This window comes from Serratia sp. ID 25-353 (assembly GCF_054792795.1).
On record NZ_CM139236.1, the window covers coordinates 1,147,433 to 1,160,804 of the forward strand.

Sequence of the window (13,372 nt, forward strand, 5' to 3'; positions counted from 1 at the left end):
GCAAGGAAATAACCGATGATTCCATCCTTATGGATTGCCAAAACCGGTCTGGATGCGCAGCAGACCAACATGGACGTGATCGCCAACAACCTGGCGAACGTCAGCACCAATGGCTTCAAACGCCAGCGTGCGGTATTTGAAGATCTGCTGTACCAGACCATGCGTCAGCCGGGGGCGCAGTCCTCCGAGCAGACCACGCTGCCTTCCGGTTTGCAGATCGGTACCGGCGTGCGTCCGGTGGCGACCGAGCGCCTGCACAGCCAGGGCAACCTGTCGCAGACCAACAACAGCAAAGACGTCGCCATCAAGGGGCAGGGATTCTTCCAGGTGATGCTGCCGGACGGCACCCAGGCCTATACCCGCGACGGGTCGTTCCAGATCGATCAGAACGGCCAACTGGTGACCTCCAGCGGTTTCCAGGTGCAGCCGGCGATCACCATTCCGGCGAACGCGCTGTCCATCACCGTCGGCCGCGACGGCATCGTCAGCGTCACCCAGCAGGGGCAAACCGCCGCCCAGCAGGTGGGCCAACTGACGCTGACCACATTCGTCAACGACAGCGGTCTGGAGAGCGTGGGCGAGAACCTGTATCAGGAAACCGAAAGCTCGGGCGCGCCGAACGAGAGCACCCCGGGGCTGAACGGCGCCGGCTTGCTGTATCAGGGTTACGTGGAAACCTCCAACGTCAACGTGGCGGAAGAGCTGGTCAACATGATCCAGACTCAGCGCGCTTACGAGATCAACAGCAAAGCGGTATCGACCTCCGATCAGATGCTGCAAAAGCTGACGCAACTGTAATCTGTCATTGACGGGCCCGGCTTGCCGCGCCCGTCATTCTCTTTCGTGAAACAAAGGCGATACCCGTGGTAACCACATATTCGATGGCAATCCTGCCGCGGCAGGGACAACGCTGGCTGGCGGGAATGGTGATGCTGACGCTGAGCGGCTGCGCCTATATCCCGCACAAATCGCTGGTGGACGGCGCGACCACGGCGCAGCCCGCGCCGGCCAGCGCGCCGATGCCGAACGGCTCGATCTTCCAGACGGTGCAGCCGATGAACTACGGCTATCAGCCGCTGTTCGAAGACCGCCGTCCGCGCAACGTCGGCGACACCCTGACCATCGTGCTGCAGGAAAACGTCAGCGCCAGCAAAAGCTCCTCCGCCAACGCCAGCCGCAACGGCGCCAGCAAGTTCGGCGTCGCCACCTCGCCGCGTTACCTCGACGGCCTGTTGGGCAATGCGCGCGCCGATATGGACATTTCCGGTGACAGTACCTTCGGCGGCAAGGGCGGCGCCAACGCCAACAACACCTTTAACGGCACCATTACGGTGACGGTCAACCAGGTGCTGACCAACGGCAACCTGCACGTGGTGGGGGAAAAGCAGATCGCCATCAACCAGGGCACCGAATTCATCCGCTTCTCCGGCGTCGTCAACCCGCGCACCATCAGCGGCAACAACTCGGTCACTTCGACGCAGGTGGCGGACGCGCGCATCGAATACGTCGGCAATGGCTATATCAACGAAGCGCAGACCATGGGCTGGCTGCAGCGCTTCTTCTTAAATGTTTCACCGTTTTGAGTACAGGCTATTTTACTTGCCATTTTGAGGTTGGGCAGTGCTCGGAAACGTCACGTACTGCGTGTACGCTCCGTTTCCTGCGCGCTGTCCGCCCTCAAACTGCCTGCGACAATAACGCCTTTTGGCTAAGGCGAATGAGGTTCTAATGACAAAAAAAATCCTGATGGCTTTGCTGATCGGAACGATGAGTCTGCCGGCGGCGGCGGAGCGCATCCGCGATCTGGTGACGGTGCAGGGCGTGCGAGACAACGCCCTGATCGGCTACGGCCTGGTGGTGGGGCTGGACGGCTCCGGCGACCAGACCATGCAGACGCCGTTCACCACCCAAAGCCTGAGCAACATGCTGTCGCAGCTGGGCATCACCGTGCCCCCGGGCACCAACATGCAGTTGAAAAACGTGGCGGCGGTCATGGTGACCGCCAAACTGCCGCCGTTCTCACGCGCTGGGCAGAACATCGACGTGGTGGTTTCTTCGATGGGCAACGCCAAGAGCCTGCGTGGCGGCACCCTGCTGATGACGCCGCTCAAAGGCGTGGATAACCAGGTTTATGCGCTGGCGCAGGGCAACGTGCTGGTCGGCGGCGCGGGCGCGGCGGCCGGCGGCAGCAGCGTGCAGGTCAACCAGCTGGCGGGCGGGCGCATCAGCAACGGGGCTACCATCGAGCGTGAGCTGCCGACCACCTTCGGCAGCGGTGGCGTTCTCAACCTGCAGCTAAACGACGAAGATTTCACGCTGGCGCAGCAGATCAGCGACGCCATCAACCGCCAACGCGGCGGCGGCACCGCGACGCCGCTCGACGCCCGCACGATCCAGGTGCTGGTGCCGCAGGGCAACAGCTCTCAGGTGCGCTTCCTGGCGGAGATTCAAAACATCACCGTCAACGTTGGGGCGATGGACGCCAAAGTGATCATCAACTCGCGCACCGGTTCGGTGGTGATGAACCGCGATGTGATCCTCGACTCTTGCGCCGTCGCCCAGGGTAACCTGTCGGTGGTGGTCGATAGGCAGAACACCGTCAGCCAGCCGACGACGCCGTTCGGCGGCGGCCAGACGGTGGTGACGCCAAACACCCAGATTTCGGTGCAACAGCAGGGCGGATCGCTGCAGAAGGTGAACGCCAGCGCCAACCTGAACAACGTGATCCGCGCGCTGAACGCGCTGGGTGCCACGCCGATCGATCTGATGTCGATCCTGCAGGCGATGCAGAGCGCCGGCTGTCTGCGCGCCAAGCTGGAAATCATCTGATGGCCGGCGATCTGATGGCGATGTCGGGCGCGGCCTATGACGCCCAGGCGCTGAATGGCCTCAAGCGCGATGCGGCGGCCGACCCGCAGGGCAACCTCAAGCAGGTGGCCCAGCAGGTAGAAGGCATGTTCGTGCAGATGATGCTGAAAAGCATGCGTTCCGCCTTGCCGCAGGACGGGGTATTGAGCAGCGATCAAACGCGGCTCTATACCTCGATGTACGACCAGCAAATCGCCCAGCAGATGTCGCAAAAAGGGCTGGGGCTGGCCGACATGATGGTCAAGCAGATGAGCAACGCCAACACGGTGCCGAGCGAAACGGCGGGCCTGTCGCCGATGGCGCTGGACAACGAGGTGCTGCAAACGTTGCCGAACCAGGCGCTGGAGCAGATGGTGCGCCGCGCGATGCCGAAAGCCCCGCCTGCCGCCGCGCCGCTGTCGCTCAACAACGGCAACTTCGTCGCTCGCCTGTCGATACCGGCGAAGGTCGCCAGCCAGCAGAGCGGCATTCCGCATCAGCTGATCGTCGCGCAGGCGGCGCTGGAGTCTGGCTGGGGGCAACGCGAGATCCCGACCTCAGACGGCACGCCGAGCTACAACCTGTTCGGCATCAAGGCCGGCGGCAGCTGGAACGGGCCGGTGACGGAGATCACCACCACCGAGTTCGAACAGGGCGCGGCGAAGAAGGTGAAGGCGAAGTTCCGCGTCTACGGCTCGTACGTCGAGGCGATCGCCGATTACGTCAAACTGCTGACCAACAACCCGCGCTACGCCGACGTGGCCGCTGCGCGCAGCCCGGAGCAGGCGGCGCATGCGCTGCAACGCGCCGGCTACGCCACCGATCCGCAGTACGCCAGCAAACTGGTCAGCGTGATTCAGCAGATGAAGAACGCGGGGGAACAGGCGGTGAAAGCTTACACCCACGATCTGAAAGATTTGTTCTAAATCCCCGTCATTCTTGACGCCGCAGCGGCGCCAATTATTTAGGGAATAGGCGGTAATGAAGGCTGGCTGCTGACCGCATTGCCGCTTTTTTTTCTCAAGTTCTTCCCATTTTGGCCGATAACCGAAACAGGCTGAGCGAACAGGCTCAGCAGCTCAATTAGAACCCTGTGGGCCACCGGCGCCGCAGCATAAGGAATTCCGATGTCCAATAGCTTAATCAATACCGCGATGAGCGGGCTGAATGCGGCTCAGGTGGCGCTCAGTACCGTCAGCAACAACATCTCCAACTACAACGTGGCGGGCTACAACCGCCAGACCGCGATCCTGGCGCAGAACGGCGGCATGGCCACCATGAGCGGATTTATCGGCAACGGCGTGACCGTCACCAGCGTCAACCGCGAGTACAACCAGTTCATCACCAACCAGCTGCGCGGCGCGCAAAGCGCGTTCGGGGCGCAAAACGCCTATTACGAGAAGATTTCGCAGATCGATAACCTGCTGGCGAGCAAAACCAACCCGCTGTCGACCAACATGCAGGATTTCTTCACCAACCTGCAGAACCTGGTGAGCAACGCCGGTGACGACGCCGCGCGCCAGACGGTGCTGGGCAAGGCCAACGGCCTGGTGAACCAGTTCAACAACACCGACAAATTCCTGCGCGACATGGACAACGGCGTTAATCAGCAGATCAGCGATACGGCGCAGCAGATTAACAGCTACGGCCAACAGATCGCCAAGCTGAACGACGAGATCACCCGTTTGCGCGGCAGCGCCGGCGGCGAGCCGAATGCGTTGCTGGATCAGCGCGATCAGCTGGTCACCGAGCTGAACCAACTGGTGGGCGTACAGGTCACGCAACAGGACGGCGATGCGTATACCGTCTCCTTTGCCAACGGTTTGACCCTGGTGCAGGGCAGCAACACCTATCAGGTGGAAGCCGTGCCTTCCAACAGCGATCCTTCCCGTCTGACCATCGGTTATAACCGCGGCAATGGCGCCAGCGAAGTGCCGGAAGGCCAGATCACCAGCGGTACGCTGAGCGGCGTGCTGAAATTCCGCAGCGAAACGCTGGATGGCGTGCGCAATCAGCTGGGCCAGTTGGCGCTGGCGATGGCGGACAGCTTCAATCAGCAGCATCGCGCCGGTTTCGATCTGAACGGTGATGCGGGCGGCGACTTCTTCAGCTTCAGCGGCGGCCGGGTGGTGGATAACACCCGTAACACCGGCGACGCGTCGCTGTCGGTCGCTTACACCGACACCGGCAAGGTGAAGGCCAACGATTACCGCGTCGAGTTCGACGGCAGCAACTGGCAGGTCAGCCGCCTGCCGGACAACGTGAAAGTCAATGCCACGCCGGGCACCAGCGCGGACGGCAAACCGACGCTGAACTTCGACGGGTTGGAAGTGAGCATCGACGGCAATGCGCAGGCCAAAGACAGCTTCACCGTGAAGCCGGTCAGCGACGTGGCGGGTAACCTGAAAGTGGCCATCACCGATTCGTCCAAGATCGCCGCCGCCGGTAAAGACGACAGCGGCCGCGGCGATAACGAAAACGCCAAGAAGCTGCTGGATCTGCAAACCAAAAACCTGGTGGACGGCAAGGCGACCCTGAGCGGCGCTTACGCTGGCATCGTCAGCGGCGTCGGCAACCAGACCGCTGCCGCCAAGGCCATTGCCACGTCGCAGGCCAAGATCGTGACGCAACTGGGCGCGCAACAGCAGTCGATGTCCGGCGTCAACCTTGACGAAGAGTACGGTGAGCTGTTGCGTTTCCAACAGTACTACATGGCCAACGCGCAGGTGATTCAGACCGCCAGCTCGCTGTTCGACGCGCTGCTGAATATTCGTTGATTTTATTGTTAACCGGCACCGATAACGGCGCCGGTCGCTCAGAGTAAGGAACCCACAGCATGCGCATGAGCACCAGCATGATGTACCAACAGAACATGAACGGCATCACGGGCAACCAGTCGCTGTTCATGAAGGCGGCCGAGCAGCTTTCCTCCGGCAAGCGGGTGATCAACCCGTCCGACGATCCGCTGGCGGCGTCGCGCGCGGTGATGTTGTCGCAGTCGCAGGCGGAAAACAGCCAATACACGCTGGCGCGCACCTTCGCTCGCCAAAACGTGTCGATGGAAGAAACGGTCTTGGCCGGCGCGACGTCCACTATCGCGGACATGAAGGCGTTGATCGTCAACGCCGGCGGCACGGAAAGCGATAACGACCGTCAGTCGTTGGCCACCCAGCTGCAGGGGCTGAAAGATCAGCTGCTGAACCAGGCCAACAGCACCGACGGCAACGGCCGCTATATGTTCGGCGGATATGTGAACGACAAGGCGCCATTCGTCGACAACGGCGGCACCGTCAGTTATCAGGGCGGGGACAAGACGGTTCAGCAGAAAGTGGACGCCAACCGCACCATGACCATCGGCCATACCGGCAACGCGGTGTTCATGTCGTTGACCAGCAACCCGAAGCCTGAGCCGGACGGCAGCGCGCCGGTCAGCAACGTGTTCGAGAGTATCGATATCGCGCTGAACGCGCTGAAAATCCCGCTGCAGGGCGCCGATGAGGCCACCAAGCAGCAGGTGAACGATGCGCTGGCGAAAGCCAACCGCGGCCTGGACAACTCTTACAACAACGTGCTGAGCGTGCGCGCCGAGCTGGGCAGCCAGCTGCAGGAAATGGATCAGCTGGACAGCATCGGCAAAGAGCGAGACATGACCAACCAGGTGCAGATGAGCGCGTTGACGGATGCCGACCTGGCCGAGTCTATCTCGTCTTATTTCATGCAGCAGGCGGCGCTGCAGGCGTCGTATAAAACCTTCAGCGATATGCAGGGCATGTCGCTGTTCCAGATGAATCGTTAAGAGCAATACCCCGTTGCCTGACCGCGACGGGTTTCCCTTTAGTGTGCTTAGAAAATACCCTCTCCGCCCCGCGGGGAGGGTGGCTTCTTGAAACCGGGCGCACTCGTTTGGCGCGTCGCTCGTTCTCCCACTACTGACTGGGCGACGCGCCTTTTTTTCATCAGGAAAGAAATAATAAGATTGTCACCCCTGCTTAATGCGCAACGGCATGATTGAACTCAGCGGCGGAAAAATCGTGAGGGGATATTATTTCCCTGATGTTCAATAGCGGTATTATTTCTTTTTCTTCACCACTTTCCATTTTCCACCGTCGGCCGTCTCGGTAAAAGAAACGCTAAATTTGTTGCTTTTCCAGTGGGTCAAACCGAATAACCGGCGCGCCTTGCGGTTGCTTTTCGCTTTAATCATTTTCTCGCTCCTGTGGTTAGTAAAGGTCGATGCTGCGCCCTGCAGCCGGCAGGCGCCGGACGCATTTATTCAAGGTATAAGTTATCTGTCGCGCATTTAACCCTGCGTGACTGCGTTATTTTTATTTTTTACTCAAGATAAACGTACTTTATCGCTGCAGGAAAATAAGGAGATGCAGGCGATATTTTTTGTTACCGGGTCTATTCTATGTCGGGGTTTTATTTATTCAAGCCGCCGGAGACATTTGAACCTTAATCCGGATAAAAGACGTTTCTCAGGCTTTTGTCCCAGGAAAGCGTTTTTATTGCCATTTTGTCTCAGGGGAAAAGGGGGAAAGGAGGGGGCTTAGAAGGTCATGCCGCCGATCACCGCCGCCAGCCGGTCGAAGATTTCACCGAACAGATGCTCGCAGAACGGCGCCAGCATCGGCATCATCATGCCCAGCGTCATAATGCCGAAGGTCATGGTGACCGGGAAGCCGATCACAAAGACCGACAGCTGCGGCGTCATGCGGTTGAGCAAGCCGAGCGCCATGTTCAGCGTCAACAGCAGGCAGATCAGCGGCAGCGCCAGCATCATGCCGTTGATGAAGATCAGCGAGCCGACCTGGGTCAGCACCAGGAAGCCATTGCCGTTCAGCGGCTGCGTTTGGACAGGCAGGGTGTGGAAGCTGTCCGCCAGCAGCGAAATCAGCCACAGATGGCCGTCGAAGCTGAGGAACAGCAGCATCGCCAGCAGGTTGAGCAGGCGCGCCAGCACCGGCATGTTCGGGCCGCCGCTGGGATCGAAGAAGGTGGCGAACGACAGGCCCATCTGCATGCCGATCACTTCGCCCGCCAGGCGCACCGCCGCGAAGGCAAACTGCATGGTCAATCCCAGCGCCACGCCGATCAGAATCTGTTGAATCGCCAGCCACAGGCCGGCGGCGGAGAAGATCGGGATATTGCTGGCGGGCAGCGTTGGCGCGATCAGAATGACGATCAGCCCGCCAAGGCCGATTTTGACCTTTTTGCTGATTTGCTTTTCGCTGAATATCGGCGCGGTGCTGATCAGCGCCAGAATGCGCAGCAGCGGCCAAAAATAGTGGCTGAGCCAGACGGTGAGCTGGGCGCTGTCGAAGGTGAGCACGGTTAGCCGATCAGGGTGGGCAGGTTGCTGAACAGGGTGCGCATGTAGTCCAGCAGCAGGTTCAACATCCAGGGGCCGGCGATGATGATGGTGGCCACCACCGCCAGAATTTTGGGGATGAACGACAGCGTCATTTCGTTGATCTGGGTGGCGGCCTGCAGCAGGCTGACCACCAGGCCGCTGATCAGCGCCGCCAGCAGCAGCGGGGCGGCCAGCGCCAGCGCCACTTTCATCGCCTCGGTGCCGAGCGCCATAACCGATTCAGGTGTCATCTCGCGTTCTCCGGTCGGGGGTTACGAATAGAAGCTCTGCGCCAGCGAGCCGAGCAGCAGCTGCCAGCCATCGACCAGCACAAACAGCATCAGCTTGAACGGCAGCGAGATGGTGGCCGGCGGCACCATCATCATCCCCAGCGCCATCAGCACGCTGGCGACCACCAGGTCGATAATCAGGAACGGAATGAACACTGTAAAACCGATCTGGAAGGCGGTTTTCAGTTCGCTGGTGACGTAGGCGGGCAGCAGGATGCGCATCGGCACCGCCTCCGGGCCGGCCAGCGGCGGCTGATTGGCCAGCCTGGCGTACAGCGCCAAATCGGTTTCGCGCGTTTGGCGCAGCATGAATTCGCGCAGCGGCTGCGCGCCTTTATCCAGCGCGACCTCCAGCCCGATCTTGTCCTGGCTGAACGGCAGATAGGCGTCCTGATAAACCTTGTCGAACACCGGCGACATGATAAAGAAGGTCAGGAACAGCGCCAGCCCCAGCATCACTTGGTTCGGCGGCGCCGACGGCGTGCCCAGCGCGTTGCGCAGCAGGCCGAGCACGATGATGATGCGGGTGAAGCTGGTCATCATCAGCAGCATGGCCGGCAGGAAGGTCAGCGAGGTTAACAGCACCAGCGTCTGCACCGGCAGCGACCAGCTTTGGCCGCCGTTGGCCAGCGGCTGACTGATCAGCCCCGGCAGTTGCGCCAAAGCCGCCGGGCTGATGAACAGCAGGGCGGCAGGGAGCCAAACCGCCGGACGGCGGACGAGGGTATGAAGAGTCGAGGTCATGCCGATTTTTCCGGGCGTTTCAGAACTTTTTGCATCAGTTGGCGGAAGTCCGCCGGCGTCGCCGCGTCGGTCGCGCCCTCGTCTTTCGGCGGGGCGGGCAGGGTGTGCAGCGGGGTGATCTGCTGGGCGGTGACACCCAATACCAGCAAGGTGTCGTCGACTTCCACCACCACCACGCGCTCGCGCTGCCCGACCTGGCAACTGGCGCGCAGGTTGAGCAGCTTGTGGTTGCGCGCCTGCGGGGCGAAGCCCAGCCGGCGGAACAACCAACCGGCCAGCAGGATCAGCAGCAGAATGCCGCCGAGCGCGCTGCTGACCTGCATCAACACCGAACCGGCCGGCAAGGCCGGCGCGGCGGGTGGTTGGCTGCTTTGGACGGTAACGGGCGCCGCGACGGTCATCAGCGGCTCAGTCGACGCATGCGTTCGGACGGGGTGATGATGTCGGTGATGCGCACGCCGAACTTGTCGGCCACCACCACCACTTCACCTTGTGCGATCAGGTAACCGTTGATCAGGATGTCCAGCGGCTCGCCGGCCAGGCCGTCCAGCGCCACCACCGAGCCTTGCGACAGGCGCAACAGCTCTTTGATGGTCATCTTGGTGCGCCCCAGTTCCACGGTCAGCTTGACCGGAATATCCAGGATCAGGTCGATATCCTGCAGGCTGCCGAGCGCATCCTGAGCTTCCAGCGACTTGAACACCCCTTCGGTGCTCGCGCCGGATTTCTCTGTCGACTGCTGCTCGTTAAACGCATCAGCCCACAGATCGTCTACGGATTCCTTTCCTTCGCCAGACGGTTGCTTAGGATCACTCATTGGGCTGTTCCTCACTCAGAGCATTCAAAATAGGGTTAATCAAATGTTCAACACGCAGGGCATATTGCCCATTCAACGTGCCGTATTGGCTGGTCAGAACCGGTACGCCGTCCACATGGGCGATCAGGCGTTCCGGCTTGTCTATCGGTAATACATCGCCCGGCTGCAGCTTCAGGACTTTCGACAGCCGCATCGGGATATCGACGAAGTTGGCGATCAGCTCCAGTTCGGAGTGTTGCACCTGCTTCACCAGGGTTTCGCGCCAATGGCTGTCTTCCTGTCGCGAGTTTTCCAGCGGCGGGTTGGTCAGCAGCTCGCGCAGCGGCTCAATCATCGCGAACGGAATGCAGATGTTGAACTCGCCGGTCAGCGCGCCGATCTCCACCTGGAACGGCGTGGTGACCACGATGTCGTTCGGCGAAGTGGTGATGTTGGTAAATTTCACCTGCATTTCGGCGCGCACGTACTCTACGTCGATCTTGTAGATGGCGCTCCAGGCGTCGCCGTAGGCGTCCAGCGCCAGGCGCAGCATGCGCTTGATCACCCGCTGTTCGGTCGGGGTGAACTCGCGGCCTTCGACCTTGGTCGGGAAGCGGCCGTCGCCGCCGAACAGGTTATCGACGGCGATGAACACCAGGCTCGGCGCGAACACGAACAGGGCGGTGCCGCGCAGCGGGTTCAGATGCACCAGGTTCAGGTTGGTCGGCACCGGCAGGTTGCGGGCGAACTCGTGATACGGCTGGATTTTGATCGGGCCGACGGTAATGTCCGGGCTGCGGCGCAGCAGGTTGAACAACCCCATGCGGAACTGCCGGGCAAAACGTTCGTTGATGATTTCCAGCGCGTGCAGACGCTCGCGCACCACGCGGCGCTGGGTGTTCGGATCGTAAGGCTTGACCTCGCTCTCTTTGCCGACTATCGCTTCGGGTTCATCACCCGCGCTGTCGCCGTTGAGCAAGGCGTCGATCTCTGCCTGTGAAAGAATGCTATCGCCCATAGTGATTACCGCAGTATGAAGGCGGTGAACAGCACGTCGCTGACCACCTGCTTCGGTTGTCCCTTAACCAGTGGTGGGCTGAGCACGTCCTTAATCTGCGCCACCAACTGTTGCTTCCCTTGCTCATTGGCCAGCTGGCTCGCTTCCTGGCGGGAGAGCAGCATCAGCAGACGGCTGCGCACTTCCGGCAGAAAATCGTTCAGCTGGCGGCGGGTACTTTCGTCCGGCAGACGCAGCGTGAGGCCGATGTACAGCACGCGATCCGGGTTGTTGTCCGGCGTCACCAGGTTGACGGTAAAGGTGTCGAGCGGCATGAACACCGGCGCGGCCGGCGGTTGCTGTTTGGCGGCGGCCGGTTCGGCGCCGTTTTTATGCTGTTGCAGCAGCCACCAGCTGTAGCCCGCGGCGCCACAGGCGACGACGCTGATCAAGACCAGCAGGATGACCAGAAGGGGGCGTTTCGGTGCTGCCGGAAGGGAGTTCTGAGACATAGCGAAATCTAATTCCTGTTGTTCCACCCGCGGCCGGCGAGGCGGCGGGCATAGCGCGCGGCAAAGCCGCACGCATGACATGTAAAGGTATTATCGCGTCTATTGCGGCGTGCAATAGCCTGAATAGACGCGCAAATGGGTGCCAGCTTGGGCGTTTGCGGCGGCTCAGGCGAAAATATCGACGCCGTTGACCGCACTGGCCATACGCTGCAGCGTCACCGGTGCGCTGACGCCCTCGGCGGCTGCGCCATCACCGCCATGATGTTCAGCATAGTTGGAACGACCCTGGCCGTTGGAAGCCTGCTGCTGCCATTGCGGGGTGGACTCGCCGCCCACGCTGCTTTGCCCCAGGTTGATACCGCTCTCCGCCAACGCGTGACGCAGCTGCGGCATCGCCGCTTCCACCGCCGCACGCACCTGGCCGTGAGCGGAGGCGATGTGCAGTTGCGCCTGCTGATCGTCCAGTTTTAGCGTGATCTGCAAGGCGCCCAACTCCTGCGGGTGCAGGCGCAGCTCGGCGCTCTGCTGGCCGTTGCGGTGGAACATCAGCACCTGTTGGTTCAACGCCTGCTGCCACTCCGGGCTGCCCAGCTGCGCGTTGAGCTGCGGCGCAGGCGGTGCGGTCACCAGTGCGCTGGCCGGGGCGGCCGTTTGCGTCGGGCTGGCGGCGGCCAGGGCGACGGCGTGGTTGAACGTCGGTGGCTGCTGCGTATCGCTTGCCGGCAGCGGTTGTGCGGTGCTTGCGCGTTCGCCGTTGGTTGGTTGCGGTAGCGCCGCCTTGGCATTATCGCCGTCGGTAGCCGGCGATTTCGCGCCCGTCAGCGACGGAGCAGGAGAGGCCGACGCGCGCGCAGCGGTTTTATCACCGGCCGCCGCGATGTTCAGCAGGCCGTTGCCGGGCTGCAGCGCAGTCGCCTCGTCAGCGCTTTCCTCCGGCAGCGGCCGTTGCCCGTCCGCCGGTTGCGCCTGGGCGACGATCGCGGCCGGCAGCATGGCGTAAAGCGCCTGCAGCGTTGCGGCATCCAGCTCTTTGGCGGCGGCGATCGGCGTCTGCGCCGGTTTATCGCCGGCGACGGGCGCGTCGCCCTCGGTATCTTCAGGTGAAAGCGCGTCGGCTGAGGTTGTCGGGTTCTGCAGCAGACCGCCGCGCTCGCCGAAGGTGGCCAGCAGTTGATTGAGCGGGTTGCGGCTCAGGGCCGGGGCGTGTTCATCGTCTGTGTTCAGCGCGACCGGTGGCTGTTTGCCGTCGGTCGCGGGCGCGAAACGGGCGCCGAGCAGCTGGGCGAAAGCGGACGACAGCTGGCTCTCATCCAGCGCCGACGTCAGTTCGGCCAGGCCGCCGGCGTCGCCGGGTAAGACCAGACCGGGCAGGGCGTTCAGATTCATGGGTTGATATTCCTTTGTGCACTGCGTTGAGCGAACTCATCCATCAGTTTTTGATCCCGTTTGTTCTCCTGCTGCTGCTCCGCCGTCATGGCGCGGGTATGCAGGGTCTCGAAAGCGTTCAGCCGCTGTTGTTTGTCTTGCCATTGCTTCACCGCATGATCCACTTTCTGCCCCCACTGCAGCAGCTGCTGGCGGTGCTGGTCGATGGCCTGTTCCAGCGTGCCGATAAACTGCTGGTAGTTTTGCCAGCGTGAGCTGTCCATGCCGTCGCAGAGCGTATGATTCAGCTTCTGGCGGTATTCGTCCTGATAGTTGAGCAGCATCGACAGCTGCTGTTCTGCCGCCTGCTGCGCCTGCCGTACCTGGCCCAGCTGTTGCGCGGCCTGTTCCACCGCATCCTGCGCCAGATCGCGCAGGGTAATCAGGGGGGATTGTGATTTCATCGCT

At 61.5% G+C, this 13,372-nt stretch carries 16 protein-coding genes; 6 read left to right on the forward strand and 10 right to left on the reverse strand.

Annotated features, from left to right (window positions below; genetic code table 11):
* Positions 1 to 15 precede the first annotated feature (15 nt).
* From flgG to flgL, 6 genes are all read left to right on the forward strand, one after another.
* Complete coding sequence (flgG, locus tag ACYF6X_RS05500; protein ID WP_004934819.1) at positions 16 to 798, forward strand: flagellar basal-body rod protein FlgG; 783 nt, start codon at positions 16 to 18, stop codon at positions 796 to 798.
* Between the two features lie 83 nt (positions 799 to 881).
* Complete coding sequence (gene flgH / locus ACYF6X_RS05505; RefSeq protein ID WP_130018244.1) at positions 882 to 1,583, forward strand: flagellar basal body L-ring protein FlgH; 702 nt, start codon at positions 882 to 884, stop codon at positions 1,581 to 1,583.
* A 145-nt stretch (positions 1,584 to 1,728) separates the two neighbouring features.
* Positions 1,729 to 2,829 (forward strand): flagellar basal body P-ring protein FlgI, encoded by a 1,101-nt coding sequence (locus ACYF6X_RS05510; RefSeq protein WP_038876847.1) that lies wholly within the window; start codon positions 1,729 to 1,731, stop codon positions 2,827 to 2,829.
* Positions 2,829 to 3,773: a flagellar assembly peptidoglycan hydrolase FlgJ gene (gene flgJ, locus ACYF6X_RS05515; protein WP_049200258.1), complete on the forward strand. Its 945-nt coding sequence runs from the start codon at positions 2,829 to 2,831 to the stop codon at positions 3,771 to 3,773. Before ACYF6X_RS05510 ends, flgJ begins: the two co-directional genes overlap by 1 nt.
* 201 nt (positions 3,774 to 3,974) lie before the next feature.
* The gene (flgK, locus tag ACYF6X_RS05520) at positions 3,975 to 5,624 is read left to right on the forward strand and encodes a flagellar hook-associated protein FlgK (RefSeq protein WP_130018225.1); all 1,650 of its coding nucleotides are present in this window, start codon (positions 3,975 to 3,977) and stop codon (positions 5,622 to 5,624) included.
* 59 nt (positions 5,625 to 5,683) lie between these two features.
* Positions 5,684 to 6,643, forward strand: a complete 960-nt coding sequence (gene flgL / locus ACYF6X_RS05525; protein WP_063990258.1) for a flagellar hook-associated protein FlgL — start codon at positions 5,684 to 5,686, stop codon at positions 6,641 to 6,643.
* A gap of 273 nt (positions 6,644 to 6,916) precedes the next feature.
* On the opposite strand, the gene sra is transcribed toward flgL, so the two are convergent.
* The 10 genes from sra to fliJ form a co-directional block, all read right to left on the reverse strand.
* Positions 6,917 to 7,051: a stationary-phase-induced ribosome-associated protein gene (gene sra, locus ACYF6X_RS05530; protein ID WP_175089935.1), complete on the reverse strand. Its 135-nt coding sequence runs from the start codon at positions 7,049 to 7,051 to the stop codon at positions 6,917 to 6,919.
* Positions 7,052 to 7,396: 345 nt separating this feature from the next.
* Positions 7,397 to 8,179 (reverse strand): flagellar biosynthetic protein FliR, encoded by a 783-nt coding sequence (gene fliR, locus ACYF6X_RS05535; RefSeq protein WP_004934804.1) that lies wholly within the window; start codon positions 8,177 to 8,179, stop codon positions 7,397 to 7,399.
* A gap of 2 nt (positions 8,180 to 8,181) precedes the next feature.
* Positions 8,182 to 8,451 (reverse strand): flagellar biosynthesis protein FliQ, encoded by a 270-nt coding sequence (gene fliQ, locus ACYF6X_RS05540; protein ID WP_004934803.1) that lies wholly within the window; start codon positions 8,449 to 8,451, stop codon positions 8,182 to 8,184.
* Between the two features lie 21 nt (positions 8,452 to 8,472).
* Positions 8,473 to 9,234 (reverse strand): flagellar type III secretion system pore protein FliP, encoded by a 762-nt coding sequence (gene fliP, locus ACYF6X_RS05545; protein ID WP_025303257.1) that lies wholly within the window; start codon positions 9,232 to 9,234, stop codon positions 8,473 to 8,475.
* Positions 9,231 to 9,635: a flagellar biosynthetic protein FliO gene (gene fliO / locus ACYF6X_RS05550; RefSeq protein WP_063990257.1), complete on the reverse strand. Its 405-nt coding sequence runs from the start codon at positions 9,633 to 9,635 to the stop codon at positions 9,231 to 9,233. The genes fliP and fliO overlap by 4 nt, the downstream gene beginning before the upstream one ends.
* Complete coding sequence (fliN, locus tag ACYF6X_RS05555) at positions 9,635 to 10,051, reverse strand: flagellar motor switch protein FliN (RefSeq protein WP_038876868.1); 417 nt, start codon at positions 10,049 to 10,051, stop codon at positions 9,635 to 9,637. Before fliN ends, fliO begins: the two co-directional genes overlap by 1 nt.
* Positions 10,044 to 11,048 carry a flagellar motor switch protein FliM gene (gene fliM / locus ACYF6X_RS05560; RefSeq protein ID WP_025303254.1) on the reverse strand — a complete coding sequence of 335 codons (1,005 nt, stop codon included), beginning with the start codon at positions 11,046 to 11,048 and terminating at the stop codon, positions 10,044 to 10,046. Before fliM ends, fliN begins: the two co-directional genes overlap by 8 nt.
* Before the next feature lie 5 nt (positions 11,049 to 11,053).
* Positions 11,054 to 11,539, reverse strand: coding sequence for a flagellar basal body-associated protein FliL (gene fliL, locus ACYF6X_RS05565; protein WP_004934797.1), 486 nt, complete (start codon positions 11,537 to 11,539; stop codon positions 11,054 to 11,056).
* Positions 11,540 to 11,704: 165 nt separating this feature from the next.
* Positions 11,705 to 12,925, reverse strand: coding sequence for a flagellar hook-length control protein FliK (locus ACYF6X_RS05570; protein WP_130018226.1), 1,221 nt, complete (start codon positions 12,923 to 12,925; stop codon positions 11,705 to 11,707).
* Positions 12,922 to 13,368 (reverse strand): flagellar export protein FliJ, encoded by a 447-nt coding sequence (fliJ, locus tag ACYF6X_RS05575; protein WP_033634978.1) that lies wholly within the window; start codon positions 13,366 to 13,368, stop codon positions 12,922 to 12,924. The genes ACYF6X_RS05570 and fliJ overlap by 4 nt, the downstream gene beginning before the upstream one ends.
* Between the last annotated feature and the right edge of the window lie 4 nt (positions 13,369 to 13,372).

What these genes read in the sequence shown, in the direction of transcription:
- fliQ (WP_004934803.1), bottom strand. Translation starts at nt 8,451, where the DNA reads ATGACACCTGAATCGGTTATGGCGCTCGGCACCGAGGCGATGAAAGTG.
- sra (WP_175089935.1), bottom strand. Translation starts at nt 7,051, where the DNA reads ATGATTAAAGCGAAAAGCAACCGCAAGGCGCGCCGGTTATTCGGTTTG.
- fliJ (WP_033634978.1), bottom strand. Translation starts at nt 13,368, where the DNA reads ATGAAATCACAATCCCCCCTGATTACCCTGCGCGATCTGGCGCAGGAT.
- fliO (WP_063990257.1), bottom strand. Translation starts at nt 9,635, where the DNA reads ATGACCGTCGCGGCGCCCGTTACCGTCCAAAGCAGCCAACCACCCGCC.
- flgK (WP_130018225.1), top strand. Translation starts at nt 3,975, where the DNA reads ATGTCCAATAGCTTAATCAATACCGCGATGAGCGGGCTGAATGCGGCT.
- flgJ (WP_049200258.1), top strand. Translation starts at nt 2,829, where the DNA reads ATGGCCGGCGATCTGATGGCGATGTCGGGCGCGGCCTATGACGCCCAG.
- flgG (WP_004934819.1), top strand. Translation starts at nt 16, where the DNA reads ATGATTCCATCCTTATGGATTGCCAAAACCGGTCTGGATGCGCAGCAG.
- ACYF6X_RS05510 (WP_038876847.1), top strand. Translation starts at nt 1,729, where the DNA reads ATGACAAAAAAAATCCTGATGGCTTTGCTGATCGGAACGATGAGTCTG.
- flgL (WP_063990258.1), top strand. Translation starts at nt 5,684, where the DNA reads ATGCGCATGAGCACCAGCATGATGTACCAACAGAACATGAACGGCATC.
- ACYF6X_RS05570 (WP_130018226.1), bottom strand. Translation starts at nt 12,925, where the DNA reads ATGAATCTGAACGCCCTGCCCGGTCTGGTCTTACCCGGCGACGCCGGC.
- fliN (WP_038876868.1), bottom strand. Translation starts at nt 10,051, where the DNA reads ATGAGTGATCCTAAGCAACCGTCTGGCGAAGGAAAGGAATCCGTAGAC.
- fliM (WP_025303254.1), bottom strand. Translation starts at nt 11,048, where the DNA reads ATGGGCGATAGCATTCTTTCACAGGCAGAGATCGACGCCTTGCTCAAC.
- fliL (WP_004934797.1), bottom strand. Translation starts at nt 11,539, where the DNA reads ATGTCTCAGAACTCCCTTCCGGCAGCACCGAAACGCCCCCTTCTGGTC.
- fliP (WP_025303257.1), bottom strand. Translation starts at nt 9,234, where the DNA reads ATGACCTCGACTCTTCATACCCTCGTCCGCCGTCCGGCGGTTTGGCTC.
- flgH (WP_130018244.1), top strand. Translation starts at nt 882, where the DNA reads ATGGCAATCCTGCCGCGGCAGGGACAACGCTGGCTGGCGGGAATGGTG.